Origin of the sequence: Agromyces sp. NPDC056965 (genome assembly GCF_042673425.1) — a bacterium.
In the GTDB taxonomy this organism is placed as follows: domain Bacteria; phylum Actinomycetota; class Actinomycetes; order Actinomycetales; family Microbacteriaceae; genus Agromyces.
The window spans coordinates 1-22,173 of record NZ_JBHURI010000023.1; the positions used below are offsets into that span (position 1 = coordinate 1).

Annotated in this window: 20 protein-coding genes; 7 read left to right on the top strand and 13 right to left on the bottom strand. The window is 70.3% G+C overall.

Going from position 1 to position 22,173, the window contains the following annotated elements:
- Positions 1-60: 60 nt before the first annotated feature.
- Positions 61-1,356: an ABC transporter substrate-binding protein gene (locus ACFTQE_RS07840; protein WP_376924517.1), complete on the bottom strand. Its 1,296-nt coding sequence runs from the start codon at positions 1,354-1,356 to the stop codon at positions 61-63.
- Between the two features lie 51 nt (positions 1,357-1,407).
- Positions 1,408-2,622, bottom strand: a complete 1,215-nt coding sequence (locus ACFTQE_RS07845; RefSeq protein WP_376924518.1) for an aminotransferase class V-fold PLP-dependent enzyme — start codon at positions 2,620-2,622, stop codon at positions 1,408-1,410.
- Positions 2,623-2,818: 196 nt separating this feature from the next.
- Between ACFTQE_RS07845 and ACFTQE_RS07850 the strand changes: the two genes are divergently transcribed.
- Positions 2,819-3,523: a FadR/GntR family transcriptional regulator gene (locus ACFTQE_RS07850; protein ID WP_376924519.1), complete on the top strand. Its 705-nt coding sequence runs from the start codon at positions 2,819-2,821 to the stop codon at positions 3,521-3,523.
- A 72-nt stretch (positions 3,524-3,595) separates the two neighbouring features.
- Positions 3,596-4,372 (top strand): Pr6Pr family membrane protein, encoded by a 777-nt coding sequence (locus tag ACFTQE_RS07855; RefSeq protein ID WP_376924520.1) that lies wholly within the window; start codon positions 3,596-3,598, stop codon positions 4,370-4,372.
- On the opposite strand, the gene ACFTQE_RS07860 is transcribed toward ACFTQE_RS07855, so the two are convergent.
- The 3 genes from ACFTQE_RS07860 to ACFTQE_RS07870 all read right to left on the bottom strand — a co-directional run bounded on the left by ACFTQE_RS07860 (position 4,269) and on the right by ACFTQE_RS07870 (position 8,909).
- Positions 4,269-5,768, bottom strand: a complete 1,500-nt coding sequence (locus ACFTQE_RS07860) for an FAD-dependent oxidoreductase (protein WP_376924521.1) — start codon at positions 5,766-5,768, stop codon at positions 4,269-4,271. The two genes, ACFTQE_RS07855 and ACFTQE_RS07860, sit on opposite strands and share 104 nt — an antisense overlap.
- A gap of 132 nt (positions 5,769-5,900) precedes the next feature.
- Positions 5,901-7,313: an aspartate aminotransferase family protein gene (locus ACFTQE_RS07865; protein WP_376924522.1), complete on the bottom strand. Its 1,413-nt coding sequence runs from the start codon at positions 7,311-7,313 to the stop codon at positions 5,901-5,903.
- A 30-nt stretch (positions 7,314-7,343) separates the two neighbouring features.
- Positions 7,344-8,909: a CoA-acylating methylmalonate-semialdehyde dehydrogenase gene (locus ACFTQE_RS07870; RefSeq protein WP_376924523.1), complete on the bottom strand. Its 1,566-nt coding sequence runs from the start codon at positions 8,907-8,909 to the stop codon at positions 7,344-7,346.
- A gap of 113 nt (positions 8,910-9,022) precedes the next feature.
- Between ACFTQE_RS07870 and ACFTQE_RS07875 the strand changes: the two genes are divergently transcribed.
- From ACFTQE_RS07875 to ACFTQE_RS07885, 3 genes are all read left to right on the top strand, one after another.
- Positions 9,023-10,690 carry a PucR family transcriptional regulator gene (locus ACFTQE_RS07875; protein ID WP_376924524.1) on the top strand — a complete coding sequence of 556 codons (1,668 nt, stop codon included), beginning with the start codon at positions 9,023-9,025 and terminating at the stop codon, positions 10,688-10,690.
- 120 nt (positions 10,691-10,810) lie between these two features.
- Positions 10,811-11,272: a VOC family protein gene (locus ACFTQE_RS07880; RefSeq protein WP_375837887.1), complete on the top strand. Its 462-nt coding sequence runs from the start codon at positions 10,811-10,813 to the stop codon at positions 11,270-11,272.
- 11 nt (positions 11,273-11,283) lie between these two features.
- Complete coding sequence (locus ACFTQE_RS07885; protein WP_376924525.1) at positions 11,284-11,997, top strand: winged helix-turn-helix transcriptional regulator; 714 nt, start codon at positions 11,284-11,286, stop codon at positions 11,995-11,997.
- 25 nt (positions 11,998-12,022) lie between these two features.
- On the opposite strand, the gene ACFTQE_RS07890 is transcribed toward ACFTQE_RS07885, so the two are convergent.
- The 5 genes from ACFTQE_RS07890 to ACFTQE_RS07910 all read right to left on the bottom strand — a co-directional run bounded on the left by ACFTQE_RS07890 (position 12,023) and on the right by ACFTQE_RS07910 (position 17,597).
- Positions 12,023-13,399, bottom strand: a complete 1,377-nt coding sequence (locus ACFTQE_RS07890; protein WP_376924526.1) for an NAD-dependent succinate-semialdehyde dehydrogenase — start codon at positions 13,397-13,399, stop codon at positions 12,023-12,025.
- A gap of 24 nt (positions 13,400-13,423) precedes the next feature.
- Positions 13,424-13,798: a cupin domain-containing protein gene (locus ACFTQE_RS07895; RefSeq protein ID WP_376924527.1), complete on the bottom strand. Its 375-nt coding sequence runs from the start codon at positions 13,796-13,798 to the stop codon at positions 13,424-13,426.
- A complete protein-coding gene (locus tag ACFTQE_RS07900) occupies positions 13,795-15,243 on the bottom strand; it encodes an NAD(P)/FAD-dependent oxidoreductase (RefSeq protein ID WP_376924528.1) in 1,449 nt (482 codons plus the stop codon). Before ACFTQE_RS07900 ends, ACFTQE_RS07895 begins: the two co-directional genes overlap by 4 nt.
- 154 nt (positions 15,244-15,397) lie before the next feature.
- A complete protein-coding gene (locus ACFTQE_RS07905; protein ID WP_376924529.1) occupies positions 15,398-16,882 on the bottom strand; it encodes a helix-turn-helix domain-containing protein in 1,485 nt (494 codons plus the stop codon).
- A gap of 160 nt (positions 16,883-17,042) precedes the next feature.
- Positions 17,043-17,597, bottom strand: a complete 555-nt coding sequence (locus ACFTQE_RS07910) for a cysteine hydrolase family protein (protein WP_376924530.1) — start codon at positions 17,595-17,597, stop codon at positions 17,043-17,045.
- Between the two features lie 101 nt (positions 17,598-17,698).
- On the opposite strand from ACFTQE_RS07910, the gene ACFTQE_RS07915 reads away from it, so the two are divergent.
- Positions 17,699-18,535, top strand: coding sequence for a dienelactone hydrolase family protein (locus ACFTQE_RS07915; protein WP_376924531.1), 837 nt, complete (start codon positions 17,699-17,701; stop codon positions 18,533-18,535).
- Positions 18,536-18,644: 109 nt separating this feature from the next.
- The gene (locus tag ACFTQE_RS07920) at positions 18,645-19,127 is read left to right on the top strand and encodes a hypothetical protein (RefSeq protein ID WP_376924532.1); all 483 of its coding nucleotides are present in this window, start codon (positions 18,645-18,647) and stop codon (positions 19,125-19,127) included.
- Between the two features lie 68 nt (positions 19,128-19,195).
- On the opposite strand, the gene ACFTQE_RS07925 is transcribed toward ACFTQE_RS07920, so the two are convergent.
- The 3 genes from ACFTQE_RS07925 to ACFTQE_RS07935 are packed head-to-tail and all read right to left on the bottom strand — an operon-like array spanning position 19,196 to position 22,168.
- Positions 19,196-20,071, bottom strand: a complete 876-nt coding sequence (locus tag ACFTQE_RS07925) for an ABC transporter permease (RefSeq protein WP_375837900.1) — start codon at positions 20,069-20,071, stop codon at positions 19,196-19,198.
- Complete coding sequence (locus ACFTQE_RS07930) at positions 20,068-21,000, bottom strand: ABC transporter permease (RefSeq protein WP_376924533.1); 933 nt, start codon at positions 20,998-21,000, stop codon at positions 20,068-20,070. Before ACFTQE_RS07930 ends, ACFTQE_RS07925 begins: the two co-directional genes overlap by 4 nt.
- Positions 20,993-22,168, bottom strand: coding sequence for a spermidine/putrescine ABC transporter substrate-binding protein (locus ACFTQE_RS07935; protein ID WP_376924534.1), 1,176 nt, complete (start codon positions 22,166-22,168; stop codon positions 20,993-20,995). Before ACFTQE_RS07935 ends, ACFTQE_RS07930 begins: the two co-directional genes overlap by 8 nt.
- Between the last annotated feature and the right edge of the window lie 5 nt (positions 22,169-22,173).

Consider the following 22,173-nt stretch of genomic DNA (forward strand, 5'->3'; position numbering starts at 1 on the left):
GGCGGGCGCTCCTCGACGGTCGTCATCTGGGGGGACATCTGCGGTCGTCGGATCCGCCGCCTACTCGGCGGCCCACTTCTCGGTCCAGTAGGCGTCCCAGCTGGCGAGGAGCTCCTCGGTCGTGAGCTGGCCGATCAGCACCTGCTGCAGTTCCGCGTCGGCTTTGTCGGCCCACTCGGTCCACCAGGACACACCGCGCGGCTGCACGGCGGTGATGTACGTCTCGGGGTGCTCGTTCATGGTGAGGTAGCTCTCCCATGCGCCCGTCTTGTAGAACTCCGCCTCGTCGGCGCCGTTCAGGATCGGGACGAGGCTGTTGCCCTCGGTGAAGCGGATCGAGGCGTCGCCTTCGGAGAGGAACTGGATGAGCTTCGCCGACTCCGCGCGGTGCTCGCTCGCCTCGGCGATGCCCCAACCCGCGGTGGCGAGCGGCTGGATCGCCGTGCCGCTCGGTCCGACGAGCAGGGGAGCGGTCGTCCACTGGTCGCCGGTGATGGCCGTCGACTGCTCGACCGCTGCGATGACCTCGGGGTCCTGCAGCAGGAACGCGGTCGAGCCGTTGGAGAAGCCCTCCACCATCTCGGGGTAGCCCCATGCCACCGAGGACGGCGGTGAGGCCTGCTCGAAGAGGTCGATGTAGAGCTCCATCGCGTCGAGCGCCTCGGGAGCCGAGAACATCGAATCGCCGTTCTTCAGCCGGTACGCGTTCTCGAGGTCGAGGTCGTCGGCGACGTAGGCCTCGATCACGAGCGCGGCGTTCGAATAGCCGTTCTTGCCGCCGCGGAACGCGTAGCCGTAGGTGTTCGCCTCGGGGTCCTGGATCGCCGAGGCCTGCTCGAGCAGGTCCTCCCAGCTCTCCGGGGCGCCGTCGAACCCTGCCTCCTCCACCAGGTCGGTGCGGTAGAAGAGGCTGATGCCGTAGAAGCCGTAGGGGATGAAGTAGGTCTTGCCGCCGGCCGTCGCGACGTTCTTCGCGTTGTCGGTCAGGGCGTCCCACCCCTTCCAGCCCTCGAACTCGGGGGCCATGTCGGCGAGCCACCCGTTCGTCGAGAACGGACCGACGGTGAGGTCGCGGACTTCGAGGACGTCGACGCCGGTGCCCGACTGGAGCATCTGCTGGATCTTCTGGTCGGCCTGGTCGGTGGGCGGCGAGACCAGCTCCACCTCGATGCCGGGATTCTCCTGCTCGAACTCGTCGATGAGCGTCTCGAGCAGTTCGGTGCGCGCCGGGTTGGTCAGGCTCTCGACCATCTGCAGCGTGACGGTGCCGTCGTCAGCGGCGCCGGAGCATCCGCTGAGGGCGAGGGTTGCCGCCAGGCCGATGCCGAGCCCGGTCAGGACCTTTCTGTTCGCCATTCGTCTCCTCATTTCTGGTGGGTGCGATCGTTCTTCGGTGGGGTGTTCAGGTCAACGGCGTGCGTCCGCGGCGAGCTCGCAGAGCGTCGGGACCAGGCGGTCGACGAACGCTTCGAAGTCGCGCGCGGTGTTGTACGCGTGGGTGGAGAGCCGGTAGTAGCCGACCCCGTTGAAGCTCGTGAACGCGGCTTCGACGCTGAACTCGCGCACCACGCGGTCGCGCAGCGCGTCGGCCTCCGGGTGGGTTCGGGCGAGTCCGGTCGGCAGGCGGACCAGGCGCAGGGCGTTCACCGGTGCACCGACGTCGACGCGGTGGTCTTCGCCCGTGCGTTCGGCGAAGGCCTCGGCGATCAGCGCCTCGGCGTAGTCGGCGAGTTCGGTCATGTAGACGCGCACCGATGGCCATCCCCAGTGCTCGTCGATGAATGCGTACGAGTCGGGAGCGGCGAGGTAGCTCGTCAGGTCGAGGGTGCCCTGCGTGTCGAATCGTTCCGGGAAGGGGTGCGGAGCCCCCCACGAATCGATGAGGGGGAACAGCTCGTGCCGCAGCTCGCCACGGGCGACGAGCACGGCGGCCCCGCGGGGCGAGCACGCGAACTTGTGCAGGTTGCCGACCCAGACGTCGCAGTCGAGGCCCTCGAGCGGTGCGTCGTAGAGTCCGGGGACGTGGGCGCCGTCGACCAGGGTCGTGATCCCGCGCTGCCGAGCGGATGCCGCGACCTCGTGCACCGGCAGGAATCGCGCCGTCGCCGAGGTGATGTGGTCGATGACGATGAGCCGGGTCGCGTCGGTGCAGGCGGCCATGATGCGCTCGTGCGCCTCGGCGGGGGTCGCGTCGAGCGGCACCCGTGCGGTCACGACCCGGCCGCCCCATCGGCGCGCGGCTCGTTCGGCACCCATCGTGACCGCCCCGTAGCCGTGGTCGGTGACGACGATCTCGGCGCCGGGCGGCGCGGTGAGGCTGTTGTAGACGACGCTCGCGCCGCCGCTCGCGTTCGGCACGAGGGCCGTGTGCTCCGGGGCGGCGCCGACGATCGCGGCGACGGCGCGTCGGGCGTCTCCGACGCGGGCGGGCAGGGTCGAGAACCAGTCGACCGGCCCGGCGTCCATGACGGCGCGGAGGCGGTTCTGCTCCTCCTGCACGCGCCGCGGAACGGCGCCGAACGACCCGTGATTCGTGTGCAGCGCGGTGTCGCTGAGAGTCCAGCCGGTCGAGGCGGGCGAGCCGTCGGCGAAAGCGAGGGCGGTGGGCGCTGCGGTGGTCACTGGTGCGGTCGTCCTTGTCGTCAAGCCATCAGCGGTGATGTCGGACACTTCCACGCAAAGAGATTAGATGACTCGTTGTGTATTGGTGATTCTGAGCCGACCTAGGCGACTATAACCACAAAGTCATAAGATGACTAGAGTGAATGTCGTGCCTCTAAGCTGATCAGCACGGCCCGCCGACCAGGAGACGGACAGCATGAGCGCGATCGACGACGCATTCCACGGACTGCGGCACATCATCGCGTCCGGCGAGCTCGCGCCCGGCCAGCGTTTCCCGCCCGAGGGCGAACTGTGCGAGCGGCTGGGCGTCTCCCGCGGCTCGCTCCGTGAAGCGGTGCGCATGCTCGACGCGCTCGGCGTGATCGAATCCCGTCACGGATCCGGCACCTACGTCTCCGCGCTCGAGCCCGCGAACATCATCGGCGCACTCAGCCTCACGGTGGAGCTCATGCCGTTCGACGCGTTCATCGAGCTCTACGAGGTGCGCCGGGTCCTCGAGTCCCACGCCGCGTCGCAGGCGGCGGCCCGCATGACCGAGGCCGGCGAGGCGGAGCTGCGCGCGATCCTCGATGAACTCGAGGCCCGTGAGGGGGAGCAGGGCACCGACCTCGACGCCCTCTTCCACGAGACGATCGCGAAGCTCGCCGGCAATGCGGCCCTCGTCGAGCTGCTCCGCACGTTCCGCTCCCGCTCACGGGCGTACCAGATGTTCGATCTCCCCACGGGTCCCGACATGAAGCAGGTGAGCGATCGCGGCCACCGTGAGATCCTCGCCGCGCTCGTGGATCGCGACCCGGCCTCAGCGGAGGCGGCCGCAGCCGCGCATGTCGCGCAGACCGAGCAGTGGCTTCGCGCGATTCGCCCGGTCCCCGTCGCGAAGGCGCTGCCCACCGCGATCTGACCGCCCGCCGGGTCCGTCGGCGCGGCGGTCCCGGAGCCCGCTCACCGGTCGAGCAGGGCGTAGCGTTGTGACATGCCCGCTCGCAGCCCCGGACCGACGGTTCGGGAGGAGCGGGTGCAGCCCGACCAGCGGGTGCAGCCGGCCCGGCGCTGGCTCGGCGTGTTCCGTCTGCTGATCGCGGCCCTCGAGGTCGTCGCGCTCATCGGCAACTTCCAGTACGTCCTCGGCTTCCGGCTCTTCGCCACTGCGAACTTCTTCAGCTACTTCACCGTGCAATCGGCCTTCGCGGCCGTCGTGACCCTCGCGATCGGAGCAGCCTTCGCGCTGTTCGCACCGCGCGACCCGGTCTGGCTCGGCATCCTCCGCACGATGGTCACGGTCTACGTGCTCGTCTCGGGCATCGTGTTCGCCGTCATCGTCGCCCAGGCCTCGACCCGCGACTACCGCATGGAGGTGCCGTGGTCCGACACGGTGCTGCACTTCATCGTGCCGGCGCTCGCCCTGATCGCATGGACGACGGACGCGATCATGGCCGTGAACCCGCGCGTGCCGTGGTCGACCGTCGGCTGGGCGCTCCTCTTCCCGTCGATCTGGCTCGTCTACACGCTGTTCCGCGGGGCGGACGTCGGGTGGTACCCCTACTTCTTCCTCGACGAGGCGCAGGTGGGCGGCCCGGTCGGCGTCGCCCTCTACTGCCTGCTCGTGCTCGCGATCTTCGTCTCGCTGACGGCGGGACTCGTCGCGATCAATCGGATGCTGTGGCGAAGGGCGCGAGCGCGCTCAGAACCTCCGCCTGGAACGACGGATCGTCGAGCGCCTCGAGCCGAGTCGCCTGCACTGCAGCGATGAGGCCGAGCAGGATCGGTTCACCGCTCGCGAGTCCGACGTCGATCCACGTGGCGACGGGCGAGAGCTCGCCGACGACGGTGAGCACGTTCGGCGTGGCGAGCTCGGGTTCGTCGTCGGCCTCGGCCTCGGTCTCGCCCGCGACATCCGCTCGCCAGAACGCCTCGTCGAAGCGGAGCCAGACCGTGTCGACGACGCCCATGCCGAGCAGCGAGATCGCACGCTGGTGCATGAGCGGCAGCGCCGGGCTGAACCGCACGATGTCGGTCTTCAGCACCCCGAGCGGAATGGTGACGACGGCGCGATCGGCGGTCAGCGATTCACCCGAGTCGAGTCGGAGGCTGACCCGGCGATCGTCGTAGGCGATGCTCGTCACGACGCTCGAGACCGCGATCTCGAGCGGCTCGGCGAGGGAGTCGACGAGGTCGGCGAGCCGCCCGGTCACGAGCTCGCCGAGCTGGTCGAGGCCGTTCGCGTCGTACTGCGCGGCGGAGATCGCCGAGGTGACGGCGCCCGTCGACGGTGCGACCCCGCTGTTGATCGTGTGCGCGAGCCAGTCGGCCTGGCTCACCCCCGACTGATCCGGCACCGCGGAGAGCGGCGTGGCGCCCGAGCCGGTCAGCGCCGTCGCGAGCGACACGTCGTGGGGCTGGGTCGCCGCCCACTCCTGCGCCGTCGCGATGGCGTCCGACCCCGTCGTCGGAATCGGCACGCGGAGCCCTGCCGCGGTCGTCGCCGAGACATCCGCCGTGAACGGCACGGTGTCGACGGATGCCTCGTGCAGCGCGTCGATCAGCGCGTCGCCGTCGCCCGTGAACACGCCGCCGAGCTCGACGGGGGTGTCGAAGCCCGTGGCATCCGTGCTGTGGATGCGCCCGCCCAACCTGTTGCGCGCTTCGAGCACGATCACCTCGAAGCCCGCGTCGGCGAGCTCGCGTGCCGCCGTCAGCCCGGCGAGGCCCGCTCCGACGACGACGACGCGTTCGCCGGCCTCGCCGAGCCGGGCGATGTCGGCGGCGGCGCGGATGCCGGAGGCGCGGGCGCCCTCGAGCGTGCCGGGTCGCTCGGGGTCGGTCGCCTCGCCGGCGAAGACGAGGCGAGCCTCGACCGGCTCGGCGAGGGCCTGGCGGAGCTGCGGGGTGCTGCCGACGGAGTCGAAGCTGAACGCACCGCGCGAGAACGGTTCGGCGCCCCAGCGCGAGCGGCGCATGGCCGTCGGCAGCGGCACGCCGTTCGTCGGCGTGGGCGGCACCGTGGTCGGGGGAGGCGTCGTGGGCACCGGGCTCGGGCTCGGCTCGGGCCACGTGCAGCTCGCGAGCGCGAGGGTCGCGAACCCCGAGAGCGAGGCGGCGATGAAGGTTCGCCGGCCGATGCCGCCGGGCGCCCCCCGTGAGTCCATGGGATTCAGGCTAGTCGACGGCCCCGAGCCGTGGTCGTTCGCCCCGCAACGACGAGATGCAGGGGATTCCGGAACACGGGGCTCGAGCCCGGTGTCCGCGGAACCCCTGCATGGGTGTTCAGCTCGGATGCGTCAGGCGACGTAGCCGTCGGCGATCGTCAGCGCCTCGTCGATGATGTCGAGCCCGCGCACGAGCTCCTCCTCGGTGATGACGAGCGGCGGTGCGACGTGCATCCGGTTGAAGTGGATGAACGGCCAGAGGCCCGCCTGCTTGCAGGCGCCGGCGACGGCCGCCATCGGCGCGGCATCCGCCCCGCCCGCGTTGAAGGGGACGAGGGGCTCGTGCGTCGCAGGGTCGCGCACGAGCTCGATCGCCCAGAACAGTCCGGCACCGCGGATCTCGCCGACCGACGGGTGCTTCGCCGCGATCTCGCGGAGCCGCGGTTCGACCACGCGCGACCCGAGGTCGCGGACGCGCTCGAGGATGCCCTCGCGCTCGAACACCTCGAACGTCGCGACACCGGCGGCGCACGCGAGCGGGTGGCCCGAGTACGTCAGCCCGCCCGCGAAGGCGACGGTGTCGAAGTGCGAGGCGATCCGCTGCGAGATGACCGCGCCGCCGAGCGGCACGTAGCCCGAGTTCACGCCCTTCGCGAAGGTGATGAGGTCGGGCACGACGTCGAACGCGTTGACCGCGAACCACTCGCCGATGCGGCCGAAGCCGACCATGACCTCGTCGGCGATGTAGACGATGCCGTACTTGTCGCACAGCGCGCGAACGCCCTGCAGGTAGCCGGGCGGCGGCACGAGCACGCCGTTGGTGCCGACGATCGTCTCGATGATGATCGCCGCGACCGTCGAGGCGCCCTCGAGCACGATGATCTGCTCGAGGTGGGCGAGCGCTCGCTCGGCCTCCTGCTCGGGCGTCTCCGAGTGGAACGACGAACGGTACGCGTACGGGCCCATGAAGTGCGCGACGCTGCCGTCGCTCGGCTCGTTCGCCCAGCGCCGCGGGTCGCCCGTGAGCGAGATCGCGGTCGCGGTGCCGCCGTGGTAGCTGCGGTACATCGAGAGCACCTTGCGGCGACCGGTGACGGCTCGGGCCATGCGCACGGCGTACTCGTTGGCATCGGCGCCGCCGTTGGTGAAGAACACCTTGTCGAGGTCGCCCGGGGCGACCTCGGCGATGCGACGGGCGAGCTCGCCCCGGACATCCGAGGCCATCGACGGCTGGATGGTCGCGAGCCGACCCGCCTGCTGCTGGATCGCGGCGACGAGGTCGGGGTGCTGGTGGCCGAGGTTCAGGTTCACGAGCTGCGACGAGAAGTCGAGGTACGCGTTGCCCTGGTAGTCCCAGAACGTCGAGCCCTCGCCTGCGGCGATCGGCAGCGGGTCGATGAGCGCCTGCGCGCTCCAGGAGTGGAACACGTGCGCGCGGTCGTCGGCGCGGACCTGCGCCTCGGCCGCGGCGTCGGGCAGCGGATGCACCGTGCCGAACCGGTCGGTGTGGACGGCTTCGGTCTCGGCGGTGATGGTGTCGGTCATGTCGGATGCCTCTTCAGTGGATGCCGGGACTCAGTGGTTCTGGGGGAAGCCGAGGTTGATGCCGCCGTGCGCGGAGTCACCCCGCGCGGCCGGGTCGATCCAGCGCGCGGTCACGGCCTTCTCACGGGTGAAGAAGTCGAAGCCGTGAGCGCCGTAGGCCTTCGCGTCGCCGAACAGCGACTGCTTCCATCCGCCGAACGAGTGGTAGGCGACCGGCACCGGGATCGGCACGTTGATGCCGATCATGCCGACCTGCACCTCGTTCTGGAAGCGGCGTGCCGCGCCGCCGTCGTTGGTGAAGATCGCGGTGCCGTTGCCGAACTGGCCCGAGTTGATCAGGTCGAGGCCCTCGTCGTAGCTCGCCACGCGGACGATCGACAGCACCGGTCCGAAGATCTCCTCGGTGTAGGCCCGCGAGGTGGTGGGCACGTTGTCGATCAGGGTCGGACCGAAGAAGAAGCCGTCCTCGTGGCCGTCGACGGTGAACCCGCGACCGTCGACCACGATCGTCGCGCCGTCGTTCTCGGCGATGTCGACGTACGAGGCCACCTTGTCGCGGTGCACGTCGGTGATGAGCGGGCCCATGTCGGGCTCGACGCCGTCGACGCCCGCGCCGTTGCCGATCTTCAGCTTCGCGATGCGCTCGCTGATCTTCGCGATGAGGTCGTCGGCGACCGGCTCGACGGCCAGCACGACCGAGATCGCCATGCAGCGCTCGCCCGCGGCGCCGTAGCCGGCGTTCACGGCCTGGTCGGCCACGAGGTCGAGGTCGGCGTCGGGCAGCACGAGCATGTGGTTCTTCGCGCCGCCGAGCGCCTGCACGCGCTTGCCGTGCTTCGATGCGGTCTCGTAGATGTACTGGGCGATCGGGGTGGATCCGACGAACGAGATCGACTGCACGAGCGGGCTCGTGAGCAGGCCGTCGACGGCGAGCTTGTCGCCCTGCAGCACGGTGAACACGCCGTCGGGCAGGCCGGCCTCCTTCCAGAGCCCGGCGAGCCAGAGCGCGGCCGACGGGTCCTTCTCGCTCGGCTTCAGGACGACGGCGTTGCCGGCGGCGATCGCGATGGGGAAGAACCACATCGGAACCATGGCCGGGAAGTTGAACGGGCTGATGATGCCGACCACGCCGAGCGGCTGCTTCAGCGAGTAGACGTCGATGCCGGTCGAGACGTTCTCGGAGTAGGCGCCCTTGATCAGGTTCGGGAACCCGGTGGCGAGTTCGACGACCTCCTGGCCGCGGAGGATCTCGCCCATCGCGTCGGAGACGACCTTGCCGTGCTCGGCGGTGATGATGGCCGCGAGCTCGCCCTTGCGGGAGTTCAGCAGCTCGCGGAATGCGAAGAGCACGCCCTGCCGCTTCGCGATCGAGTAGCCGCTCCACACCTCGAACCCGGCCTGCGCCGACGCGATCGCCGCGTCGATCTCGGCCTGGTCGGCCAGCGCCACGCGGGCCTGCACGGCGCCCGTGGCCGGGTTGTACACCGGGGCGGTGCGGCCAGAGGTCGACGAGCGCAGGGCGCCGTCGACCCAGTGTCCGATCAACGGCACCTCGGGGGCCGATGCGGGCGAGGAAGCGGTCTCGGTGATGCTCATGGGCAGTTCCTTCACGTAGTGCGGCGGTGGTGTCTGTGCCGATCTCGGACAGAATGGCCGACGTCGACTAGGCTTCGTATCCCCAGTGTGTCAGAGGAAGAAAGGCGAATCCGGTGGCAGATCGTCGCGAAGATGAGGCGATTCAGACGAACCGTCCGGTGCTCGAGCCGGCCGACGACGGGCTCCCGACCGTGCGCGAGATCCTGACGATCCCCGCGGTCGCGCAGGGCATCCCCGAGGTGCTCTCGGGCGGCGACGCGCTCGACGCGCACGTGCGCTGGGCGCACGTCTCCGACAGCGCGGGCGTGGCCCGGCTCCTGAACGGCGGCGAGCTGCTGCTCTCGACCGGATCGGGCTGGCCGACCGACCCCGGCGAGCTCGCCGGATTCATCGCGGGCCTCGTCGACGTGGGTGTCGCGGGCCTCGTGCTCGAGCTCGGAGTGCACTACCGATACGTGCCGGCAGTGGTCGAGTCGGCGGCGCGCGAGCGCGGTCTCGCCCTCGTCGCCCTGCACCGCGAGGTGAAGTTCGTCACGTTGACCGAGGCGGTGCACAGCCGCATCATCTCGGTGCAGACGGCGGCGCTCCGGGCCCGCGACGAGGTGCGCGAGCGATTCACCGCGCTCGCGCTGCGCGGCTCGCCGCCCGACTTCATCGTGCAGCAGCTCGCCCAGACGCTCGGGGCCGCCGTCGTGCTCGAGAACCTCGCCCACGAGGTCGTCGCCGCCGAGGTGCCGCTCGCCGCGGAAGCGGAGCTCTTCACCCGGTGGGAGACCCGGTCGCGGGCGGCGCACCGCAGGCACGACGAGCAGCGGCGCCTCGGCGGCGCCGCGGCCGACGAGTGGCTGATCGTGCCGGTCGAGGCGCGGGGCATCCGGTGGGGCCACCTCATCGCGCTGCCGGGGCCGGCGCATCCGGCCGGCAGCACGAGCGTGCTCGAGCAGGGGGCGATCGCGCTCGCGCTCGGCCGTCTCGCCGACGGCGCGACCGACGAGTGGGTGCGCATCGGCCGACAGCGCCTCGTCGACGGCCTGCTCGACGGCCGATTCGCCGGACTGCCCGCGGCTGCGGCGCGAGTCGAGGCCGCCGGCCTCCCGCTCGACGGCGCCCGCCTCTTCGGCGTCGTGGTGACGGGCGGTGCGGTCACGGCGTCGGCAGCGGATGCCGCGGCTCGCGAGCTCGGCGGGCGGGCGCTCGCCGGAGCTGCTCCCGAGAGCGCCGCTTCGGCGTCGGCGACGATCGTGCTGCTGTCGCTGCCCGCCTCCCGAGCGTTCGACGACGTCGCGGCGCGCGCCTTCGCCGCCGCACTCGCGGCGGGCGACCCGGTGCTGCTCGACCGGCTGGTGCTCGCGGTCGGCTCCGAGGCGAGCGGACTCGACGCCCTGCTCGGCTCGGTGCAGGAGGCCGTCGACCTGGCCCGCAGTCCCTCGTCCCGCTCCGCGCGCGGGCCGGTCGTGCGGCGCTCGGACGATCGGCCGCTCATGCGGCTCGTCACTGCGCTCCGCGACGATCATCGCCTGCTCGAGCACGGGGAGCGCATGCTCGAGCCGCTCATCGACTACGACCTCGCACGCAAGGGCGACCTGCTCGACGTGCTCGGCGCGGTGCTCGCGCATCCGGGCAATCGCACGGCTGCGGCATCCGCTTCGCACCTGTCGCGGTCGGTGTTCTACCAGCGGCTCGCCCTCATCGGCGACCTGCTCGGAGTCGACCTCGACGACGGCGAGACCCTGACGGCGTTGCACCTCGCGCTGCTGGTGCGGCGCAGCGTCGTGCGCTGAGCGTCGCGGTCGCGACGCGGTCGCGAATCACGTTCCACTTGCTATTGACAAGTGCACTTGCAAAGAGCAAGCTAGACCCGAATCATCCGGTACACCACTGACGATCCCATGGAGGCGATCATGACCGCGACCAGCATTTTCGTGAACCTGCCCACCACCGACCTCGAGCGCTCCAAGAGCTTCTACGAGGCGCTCGGGTTCCGCATCAACCCGCTCTTCACCGACGAGAACGCCGCGTGCGTCGTGCTCGACGAGAACATCTACTTCATGGTGCTCACCCGTGAGTACCTCGGCACCTTCACCGACAAGCAGATCATCGACCCGAAGACCCAGGCGCAGACGAGCATCGCGTTCACCCGCGACTCGCGCGACGAGGTCGACGCGGTGCTCGCCACGGGCCTCGCCGCCGGCGGCACCGAGCCGCGCGAAGCGCAGGACTACGGCTTCATGTACTCGCGCGACCTCGAAGACCCCGACGGCAACATCCTCGGATTCCTCTACATGGACCCGTCGGCCGCCGAGCAGGGACCCGACGCGTACATGGCCGAGCAGGGCTCGGCTGCGCCCTCGGCGACGGCCTGACGCGCGACCGCATGGCGACACGCGGTGCGCGCGGCTTCGGCCAGTACGACGGGGTGGCTCGTGCTCTCGAGCGGGTCGGGGACCGATGGGCGCTGCTCATCGTCCGCGACCTGCTCGTCGGGCCGCGTCGCTACGGCGACCTGAAGACGGGGCTGCCGCGCATCCCGACCAACATCCTGAGCGACCGGCTCAAGGAACTGCAGGAGTCGGGCGTCGTCCGGCGCATCCCCACCGTGCGCGGCGGGTACGAGCTGACCGAACTCGGCCGCGGGCTCGAGCCCGTCGTCATCGCACTCGCGCGTTGGGGGTGGCCGATGCTCGGCGAGCCCGCAGACGGCGAGGCGGTCACGCACGACGCGCTCGCCGTCGCCCTCCGCGCCGCATTCCGAGCGGATGCCGCGGCGTCGCTGCCGCCGACCGAGTACGTGCTGCACGTCGGCGGGGTCTCGGTGTCGGCGATCGTCGTCGGCGGCACGCTCGACGTCGTGCCGGTCGGTCCCGGCGCGCTGCAGCAACCGCGCCGCTCGGTCTTCGAGCCGGTGCCGTCGGCGGTGCTCGAACTGCAGCTCGAACCCGTGGTGCTTCGCGAGGTGCTGGCCGGCGACTCGACGCGCGCGGCGGTGCTCGCCGGCGACGACGATCTGCTCGACCGATTCGAGCTGACCTTCCGCATCGAGCCCGCCGGGCCGTCGACCGACGCGGCCTCCGCCGCCACGGCGGCGTAGCCCGCGGCGACGACGACCGCGCGGGCTACTTCGCGACGAAGGAGAGTCGTCGGTTGGCGAACTCGCCGATGCCGACCGGGCCCATCTCGCGCCCGAACCCCGAGCGCTTCACGCCGCCGAACGGCAGCTCGGCGGCCTCGGCCGCGATGGTGTTCACGTGCGTCATGCCGACCTCGAGTCGCGAGGCGACACGAGCGGCGCGCGCTTCGTCGGTCGAGAACACGGAGCCGCCGAGGCCGAGGTCGCAGTCGTTGGCGAGCTCGAGCGCCTCCTCGTCGCTGTGCACGCGATACACCGTCGCCACCGGGCCGAAGATCTCCTCGCGGTACGACTCCGAGTCGCGGGGCACGCCCGTCAGCACGGCGGGGGAGTAGTACGCGCCGGGGCCCTCCGACAGCACGCCGCCGGCCTCGAGCGTGGCGCCTGCGGCGACCGCCTTCTGCACCTGGGCGTTCACGGTCTCTGCGGCGGCGCGGGATGACATCGGCACGTACTGCCCCTCGCCGAGGTTCAGCTGGTCACCCGGCTCGAGCCCCTCGGCGAGACGCCGGAGCTCGGCGACGAACTCGTCGTAGATGTCGTCCATCACGATCATCCGCTTGTTCGAGTTGCACACCTGGCCGGCGTTGTAGACGCGGAAGTCCCACGCCGCCTTCGCGACGCTCGCCACGTCGTCGGAGTCGAGCACGACCATGGGGTCGATGCCGCCGAGCTCGAGCACGCACTTCTTGAGGTGCTGTCCGGCCTGCGCGCCGATGATGGCGCCCGCCCGCTCGGAGCCCGTGAGCGAGACGCCCTGGACCCGGGGATCGGCGATCATCGTCGCGATCTGGTCGTGCGAGGCGAACACGTTCTGGTAGCCCCCGATCGGGATGCCGGCCTCCTCCATGATCGCCTGCACCGCGAGTGCCGAGCGCGCGCAGATGTCGGCGTGCTTCAGGATGATGGTGTTGCCGAGCACGAGGTTCGGCGCCGCGAAACGGGCCACCTGGTAGTACGGGAAGTTCCACGGCATGACGCCGAGCAGGGCGCCCACGGGCAGGTGTTCGATGATCGCCTTGCCGGGGATCGTGCTCGGGATCTCCTCATCGGTGATCAGGCCCGGCCCGTACACGGCGTAGTAGTCGATGATCGACGCGGCGAACTCGACCTCGTCGGCCGACTCGGCCATCGACTTGCCCATCTCGAGGGCGATGAGGCCCGCGAGCTCGTCCTTGCGCTCGAGGAACAGCTCGGCCACTCGCTTGACCGCACCCGCACGCTCCTGAACGCCGCGGTCGCGCCAGTCGCGGTACGCGGCATCGGCTGCCGCGAGGGTCTGCTCGATCTCGCCGTCGGTCGCCACGTCGAACGTCTCGACGATCTCGCCGGTGGCCGGGTTCTGAACTCGGTACTTCGCCATTCTGTGATCCTCCTTCGTCGCGCCTCAGCGCGAGATGAATACCTTGCGGAGCGTCTCGCGCACCGTCCAGATCGTCTTCATGCCGGCCTCGAGGCGCACGACGGCACCCGGGGCGAGGATGATGGGGTCGAGGTGGGCGCGCCCGACGGGCGCCGTCTCGAACTCGACGGTCGCGGCACCCGAGAGCACGACGAAGACCTCGTCGACCTCGACGTCGCGCATCGCACCGGGCGTCATCTCCCACACGCCGATCTCGCCGGCGTCCGACGAGTCGAGCGCGAGGTAGCCGGTGGTGGGCGCCCCGGCGACGACCTGGTCGGCGGGCACGGGTTCGTGCTCGAGCTCGAGCCCCGGAGCATCCGTCAGCGCGCCGGCCAGCAGCCGGAGTTCGTCGCTCATGAGTCGAACCCCAGTCCGAGTGCGTCGAGGGTCTTCAGCAGCAGGTTGCGCTTGCCCCGGTTGTGGTCGGCGCGGTTCAGCGACCAGCGGGTCGCGTTGATGCCCATCGAGGCGGCGGGCTCGGGAGGGAAGGGCAATGGGCGCTTCCGCACCATCTCGAGCTGCGTGCGCTCGTTGTCGCGGCCCTCGAGCAGGTCGAGCATGACCTCGGCCGCGAAGCGGGTCGACCCGACGCCGAGACCGGTGAAGCCCGCGGCATACGCGACGCGGTTGTCGCGAGCCGTGCCGAAGAACGCCGTGAACTGGGTGCTCGTGTCGATCGCGCCCGCCCACTGGTGGCTGAACTGCAGGCCCTCGAGTTGGGGGAAGGTCGTGAAGAAGTGGCTCGCGAGCTTCTGCCAACTCTCGGGGCGGTTCTCGTACTCCGAGCGCACCTTGCGACCGTAGTTGTAGATCGCGTCGTAGCCGCCGAACAGGATGCGGTTGTCCTTCGACAGACGGTAGTAGTGGAACTGGTTCGCCATGTCGCCGATGCCCTGGCGGTCCTTCCAGCCGATGTCGGCCAGCTGCTGCTGCGACAGCGGCTCGGTCATGAGCACGTAGTCGTAGACGGGCACGGTCATGAGGCGGTTGCGCTTCAGGAGCGACGGGAACACGTTCGTCGCGAGCACCGCGTGCGCGGCATCGACTCGGCCGCCCTCGGTGACGACCGAGACGGCACCGGTCGAGCCGGGGGTGTCGATGCGCTTGACGGGGGAGTGCTCGAAGATCTCGACGCCGAGCTCTTCGGCGACGCGGGCGAGCTCGGACGCGAGTCGCGCGGGGTGCACCATCGCGTTCGTGCGCTGCTCCCAGATGGCGGCGAGGTAGGTCGGAGAGGCGACCGAGGCCTGCGCAGCCTCCTGGTCGAGGAAGACGACGCCCTCTTCGCCGTGCTTCACGGACTCCGCATGCCACTCGCGCAGCCACTCGACCTGGTGCTCCTCGATCGCCGGTGCGAGCATGCCGGTGCGCTCGAAGTGGAAGTCCATGCCGTACTCGGCCTCGGCAGCCCCGATCGCGTCGAGGTTCTCCATGCCGAGGCGATGCAGTGTCGGCATCTCCTTCGGCCAGCGGGCCCGGCCGTTCTCGTCGCCGTGCGTGAGGCTCGCCTCGCAGAAGCCGCCATTGCGACCGGATGCCGCCCAGCCGATGCTCTTCGCCTCGACGAGCACGATGCGCGCGCCCGGGTTGCGACGCTTGGCGAGCACCGCCGACCAGAGGCCCGTGTACCCGCCGCCGACGATGACGAGGTCGGCGACGTGGTCGCCGGCGAGCTTCGGGCGACCGCCCACAGCCCCCTCGGGCAGGTCGTCGAGCCAGAACACCGACCGGGCGGTGTTCTCGAGCGAATGGGCGATGACGGATGCCGGCGGCTGGTGTCGTTCGAAGACGGTGGTGCCCACGGGTATCACTCCGATGCGGTTGTGGTGCATCCATCCTTCCGCGAGGCATGCACGTGCGCCAGTTCGTCGTGTCTCGACATCCGCCCGCGGCCGGACACGCTGGCCGGACTCGCGGCAGCGGGGCGGCACCGCACGCGACGCAGCCGGCGACCGCTCAGCTCGGCGAGTGCGCCTCGAGGAACTGGTACACCTCGGTCTGGTCGACCCCGGGGAACGTGCCGGTCGGCAGGGCGGCGAGCAGCGACGTCGGGGTGCGGGCGGCGGGCCACGAGGCATCCGCCCATCGATCGGCGAGCCCGGTCGGCGCCTGGCAGCAGGCTGGGTCGGGGCATCGCGACACCGCACGATGCGGTGTCTCGCGCCCGCGGAACCACTTCACGTGCTCGAAGGGCACGCCGACCGAGACCGAGTACTCGCCCTCCTTGGCCTTCTCGATGCGCGAGGTGCACCAGAAGGTGCCCGACGGGGTGTCGGTGTACTGGTACCAGGGGCTGAAGCGGTCCTCGACGTCGAAGACGGTGCGTGCCGTCCAGTTGCGGCACATCGTCGTGCCCTCGATCGCGCCGAGCGCATCGGAGGGGAAGCGCACCCGGTCGTTCTCGTAGGCCTTGATGATCGTGCCCGACTCGTGCACCTTCGTGAAGTGCACGGGGATGCCGAGCCGCGCCGTCGCGAGGTTCGTGAACCGGTGCGCGGCCGTCTCGTACGAGACGGCGAACGCGTCGCGCAGCTCCTCCATTGAGATGCGGCGCAGGTTCTTCGCCTCGGTGAGGAAGCGCACGGCGGCCTGCTCGGGCAGCAGGATCGCAGCCGTCAGGTAGTTCGTCTCGATGCGCTGGCGCAGGAAGTCGGGGTAGCCGCGAGGCTCCTCGTGGCCGAGCAGGTGGCTCGCGAGCGCCTGCAGGATCGGCGAGCGGGAGTCGCGCGACGGCGACTGCTGGGTCGGAAGGTAGATGCGGCCGTTGCGCTTGTCGGTCACCGATCGGGTGGAATGGGGCAGGTCGCCCACGTAGTGCAGCGAGTAGCCGAGGTGGCTCGCCATGTCGGCGACCAGCTGGTGCGACACCGGTCCGCCGGTGTGGCCGACGGCTTCGAGCAGCTCGGCGGCCTTCGCCTCGAGCTCGGGGTAGAAGTTGTCGCGGGCGCGCATCTCGGCGCGCAGTTCGGCGTTGGCGCGACGCGCCTCTTCAGGCGTCGCCGCGCGTTCGCGGTGCAGGCGGTCGATCTCGTTGTGCAGGCTCAGGATCGTCTGCAGCGTCTGGTCGTTCATGCCCTTCGCGACGCGGAACGACGGCAGCCCGAGCGCCGCGAACACCGGCCCCCGCTGGGCGCGCTCGACGGCGATCTCGAGGGCGGCGCGCTCCGAAGGGGCATCCGCTCGCAGCAGTTCGTCGACGCTCGTGCCGAGTGCGAGGGCGATCGTGCGCAGCATCGAGAGCCTCGGCTCGCGCTTGCCGTTCTCGATCGCGGAGACCTGCGACGGTGCACGGTCGATCGCGGCGGCGAGCTCGCCGAGGGTCATGCCGCGGGCGGTGCGACGGTCGCGGATGCGGCGACCGAGCGTGAGCGCGTCGACCTCTTCGGCGCTCGACTCTGCGAGGTCGGGGGAGGGGTTCGCGCTGCGATCCGCGGTGATCATGCCTTCGATGGTGACACGCGACAGCCGATGCCACAAACGGAAGAACTGCAAGAGTTCTGCACGTGCCGCGCGTGCGACGCCGAAACGGCGAGCTTCAGCGGATGTCTCGAAGGAAATTCTGCCGTTCTGCGCGGCGTCGCGGCGTGGTCGCCGGTGGGGGTCAGCTGCCCGCGAGGAGTTCGTCGGTCGAGACGACCTCGGCGTAGCTGTCGCCGAGCGCCGCCATGAACGAGGCGTGCACCTGCGCGGCGGGCACCACGATCTCGCCGAACACGAGGTCTGGCGCGGCGCACGCGTCGTGCGCGACGGTCACCGAGTAGCCCGCGTCGGCAGCAGCGCGCACGGTCGCGTCGACGCACATGCTCGACATCATGCCGACGATCACGACGCCGTCGGCATCGGCTCCGGCCTCGCGGAGTCGTGCGTCGAGGTCGGTGCCGAGGAAGGCGTTCGGCTGCGCCTTGACCACGACGGGTTCGCCGCCCGTCGGGGCGACGAGCGGGTGGATCTCGACGCCGTGCGTTCCGGGTGCGAAGAACTCGGCATCGGGGGCATCCCACACGTGCTGCACGTGCACGACGGGCTGGCCGTCCTCGCGATGCGAGGCGAGCAGGCGTGCGGCGTTGGCGGCGGCGGCATCGGGGCCGACGAGCGGGTGCGCGCCACCTGCGAAGTAGTCGTTCTGAATGTCGATGATGACGAGCGTCCGGGTCACGCGAGTCACGCTAGCCCATTCGCCGGTGGAGCGGGTGTTCCTCTGTCGCGGCACGCTGCTCCGGTTCTATGCTGTCCGCAACCGACCGAGCGGAGCAGCCGATGACCGACCTCGACGCGGTGCCTGCACTCAGCCGATGGCGGCGAACGATGGTCTCGGACGGAACCCTCGCGGTCGAATGCCTCGAGCGCGGCGACGGTCCGGGCGTCATCCTGCTGCCCGAGATCCCCGGCATCATGCCCGGCACGATCGCGCTCGGCGACCTGCTCGTCGAGCACGGGTTCACCGTGGTCATGCCGTCGCTGTTCGGGACGCCGGGTCGTCGGCCGGGCGCGCTCGGGCAGGCCGCGGCGGTCGCGAAGCTCTGCGTCATGGCCGAGTTCCGCGCGTTCTCGCTCGACCTCAGAGGCCAGGTCACCGACTTCCTCCGGCTCGTGGCGCGCGAGCTCGCCGCGCGAACGCCCGGAAGAGGGGTCGGCGTCGTCGGCATGTGCTTCACCGGCGGGTTCGCGATCGCGACCGCGGTGACGACCGACGACATCATGGCCACGGTGGTCAGCCAGCCTGCGGCCCCGTTCGCCGTGAGCCCCTCGAGGGCGCGCAGCATCGGCGTGCCGGGGAAGGTCCTCGACGGATACCGCGCCTCGCGCGGCGACTCGGCGCCATGCGTGCTCGGGCTCCGATTCACGCGGGATCGCGCGTCGGGCGACGCGAGGCTCGCCACCCTCGAGCGTCACCTCGGTCGTGCGGTGAGGATCGTGCGCATCCCCTCGGGGTCCGACAGCATCGACGGCACGCCCGCGAGCGCTCACTCGGTGCTCACCGGTGGGGTGCGCGATGACCCGCCGAACCGCGCATTCGAGGAGCGCGAGCTGATGTTCGCGTTCCTCCACGAGCGGCTCGCCCCCGTCGAGGCATCCGACGCCCGTCAGCCCTGATCGCTCCCCGGCACCTCGATGGGGAGCGCTCCCCATCGCGAGGGCGTGCGATGACTGGTTGGATGTCCCGGGGTCGGATCGACCCGAATCCGAAGGGGAACCACACAACATGACGTCAACACGCCTGATCGCCGCCGGCTCGCTCGCCGTGCTCGCCCTGCTCTTCACGGGCTGCGCCGCCACGGGCACCGCTGCCGACGAGAACACCAAGGGCGAGGCATCGGCTGCGACCACGAAGCCCGAGCCCGAGGCCGAGGCGGGCCAGACCAAGGACGAGGCGTGCGAGATCGTCAAGACCAGCATGGAGGAGCTCACCGGCCTGACGACCGTCGACATGAGCGACGCCGGCGCGGCACTCGCCGCCTTCGACTCGGTCAAGACCTCGCTCACCGAGGCATCGGGCCGGATCTCGAACGAAGAGGTCTCGCCGGTCGCAGTCGGCGCGGCCGACGCCGTGACCGCCTACTCCGAGCTCATCACCGCCATCACCACCGACCCGGCCAGCGTCGACATGACGAAGATCAGCGAGCAGGCCGCGGCGCTGCAGACGTCCATGACGGACCTCGTCGGCGTCTGCTCGGCGATCGGCTAGCCGCGCACGAGCAGCACTGACACGACAGGGGCGGGAGCTGTGCTCCCGCCCCTGTTCCGTGTGCTGCCCTAGTTTCCGGCCATGGTGCGGGCGATGTCGGCGGCGGAGTCGCCGGCGCGACGGAGCACGTACGCGACGAGGCCGAGCGCGATGAGCGTGAGCACCAGCATGATCGTCGAGACGGCCGCGATCTCGGGCCGGAGGCCGCTGCGGAGGGCGCTCAGGACATACACCGGCCATGGCGTCGAGCCCGAGACCGAGACGAACGCGGCGATGACCGTGTTGTCGAGGCTGAGTGTGAACGACAGCAGGAAGCCGGCGAGCACCGCGGGCATCGCGAGCGGCAGGGTGACCTTGCGGAACGTGCGGGTCGGCGTCGCGTAGAGATCGGCCGACGCCTCTTCGAGCTGCGCCTCCTGGCCGACGAGCCGCGCTCGCACGAGATACGAGACGACCGTGATCGAGAACAGCGAGTGGCCGATCACGAGGCGCACGATGCCGTCGTTGAAGATCGCCATGCCGAGATCCTGCCCGAGGAAGACCATCCACGGCAGCAGGGCGACGGCGTCGACGATCTCGGGCGTGACCGAGACGAGCAGCAGCAGTCCCATGAACCACCACACCCACTTGCCCGGATGCCGCGCCATCGCGATGCCCGCGAGCGTGCCGAGCACCGTGGCGGCGAGCGCTGCGATGAAGCCCGTCTGCACCGAGATCCAGACAGCGTCCTGGATCGCGGGCTTCGCGAGCAGCGCGAGGAACGAATCGAACCCGAAGTGGTCCCACGAGACGAGCAGCCGCCCCACGTTGAACGACGAGACGATGATGACCGCGATGGGGGCGAACAGGAAGACCAGCACCAGGACGCCCCACACGTTGAACGCGACATCCGACCATGCCGTGCGCGGCCGCCGTACCTGTCGCTGCGCCTCTCGAGCACTCATGCCGCGACCTCCTCGCGATTCGAAGCGGAAGCGGGCACCGGCGCCGTCGCCGGTGCACCGATGACGAGCCGGTGGCTCGCCCTGACGGGCCATGTGGCGAGCCACACGACGGCCGCACCGATCGCGACCGTGAGCATGATCACGATGATCAGCACGACCGCCATGGCGGAGCCGAGCGCCCAGTTCTGCGCGGTCTGGAACTGGCTCGCGACGAGCTGGCCGACCATGTTCCCCTTCGCGCCGCCGAGCACCGTCGCGGTGATGTAGTCGCCCATGAGCGGAATGTAGACGAGCAGCACGCCCGCGATGATGCCGGGCTGGGCGAGCGGCAGGGTGATGCGGAAGAAGGTCGTCCACTTGCCGGCGCCGAGGTCCTTCGACGCCTCGCGGAGCGGGCCGTTGACCCGATCGAACGCCACGAACAGCGGCAGGATCATGAGCGGCAGGTAGTTGTAGACGACGCCGAGGAGCACCGCGCCGCGGGTGTTCAGGATCGCGAGCGGCTCGAAGCCGACGCTCTGGAGCGCCGTCGAGATCCACCCCTCTGGCGAGAGGATGACCTGCCAGCCGATCGTGCGCACCAGGAAGTTCGTCCAGAACGGCACCATCACGAGGGCGACGAGGAGTCCGCGACGGGACGGCGGCGCCTTCACGGCCATCCAGTACGCGACCGGCAGCCCGATCAGGAAGCAGAGCAGGGTGCCGACGACGCCGACCCAGAGCGTGTTCTGGAAGGTCGAGAAGAAGGTCGGGCTGAAGACCTCGGCGTAGCGGTCGAACGACAGCCGGTCGGTGGCCTGGGTGGCGAAGATGCTCGGCTTGTAGCCGAAGCTGAACCACACGACCATCGCCACGGGCGCGACGAAGAAGATCGCGAGCCACGCCCACGCGGGCGCGGCGAGGAGGAATCCGGGGAGTCGTCTACGCACCAGCCGCCGCCTTCGTCGAGTTCCAGATCTGCACGATGCGCTCCTGCGCCTCGGTCAGCTCGCCCTCGTGCATGGTCGCGAGCTGCTCGGGGGTGAAGAAGACGAGGTCGAGCATCGGCAGGCCGGCATCGGCCGCCACCTGTTCGATGCCCTTCGCGCCGGTGTCGTAGCCGATGTAGTCGAGCTCGGCGAGCGCGTTCTCGGGCGCGAGCACGTAGTCGATGAACGCGTGCGCCGCCTCGGGGTTCGGTGCCCCAGCGGCGATCGCCCAGTTGTCCATCCAGATCTCGGTCGCCGGCGAGCCCAGAACGAACTTCCACCGGTCGGGATCGGGGCTCTCGAGCATGCCGAGTCGGGCGTCGCCGTTGTAGGACTGCATGAGCATCTGCGTCGCCTGGGGGATGGCGCTGCCGCCGGGGTACGAGTCGAAGGCCGAGATGTGCGGCGCGAGCTCGTCGACGAGGAACGCCTCTGCGGCGTCGAGGTCGGCCGCATCGGTCGTGTTCCACGGGATGCCGTTCGCCCAGAAGTACAGCCCGGTGAGCTCGGCGGGGTCGTCGAGGAGTGAGGTCTTGCCGCTCGCCTCGTTCTGCGCCGCGTCGATGAAGTCGTTCCAGTCCTTCAGCTCGCGGTCGAAGGCGGTGACGTCGTAGACGAAGCCGGTCGTGCCCCAGGCCTTGCAGATCGAGTACTCGTTGCGGGGATCCCAGGTGCGGCCGAGGAACGCGGGGTCGACGTGCCGCAGGTTCGGGATCAGGTCGTGGTCGAGCTTCGACAACAGCCCGTGCTCGGCCATCTGCGCGACGAAGGTGCCGGTCGGCACGACGATGTCGTAGCCGCTCGTGCCGCGCGCGCCGACGAGCTTGGCCACCATCTCCTCGTTGGAGTTGAAGGCGCTCAGCGAGATCTTCGGACCGAGGTCGGCGGTGAAGGCGTCGAGCACGTCGGGGGCGTCGTAGTCGCCCCACGTGTAGATCGAGAGCTCGGCCTCGAGCGGGCCGCCCGAGGCCTGGGCGGAGGTGGGCGACCCGCCGGGCGCGCACGCCGAGAGCAGCCCGGCCGAGCTCGCCACGGCGGCGAAGCTCAGGAAGCGGCGCCGCGAGAGCTCGCGGCGGATGGTCTTGGCCGCGCCGGCGGGCGCGAGGATGCGGATCTCTTCGGACGACATCGTGA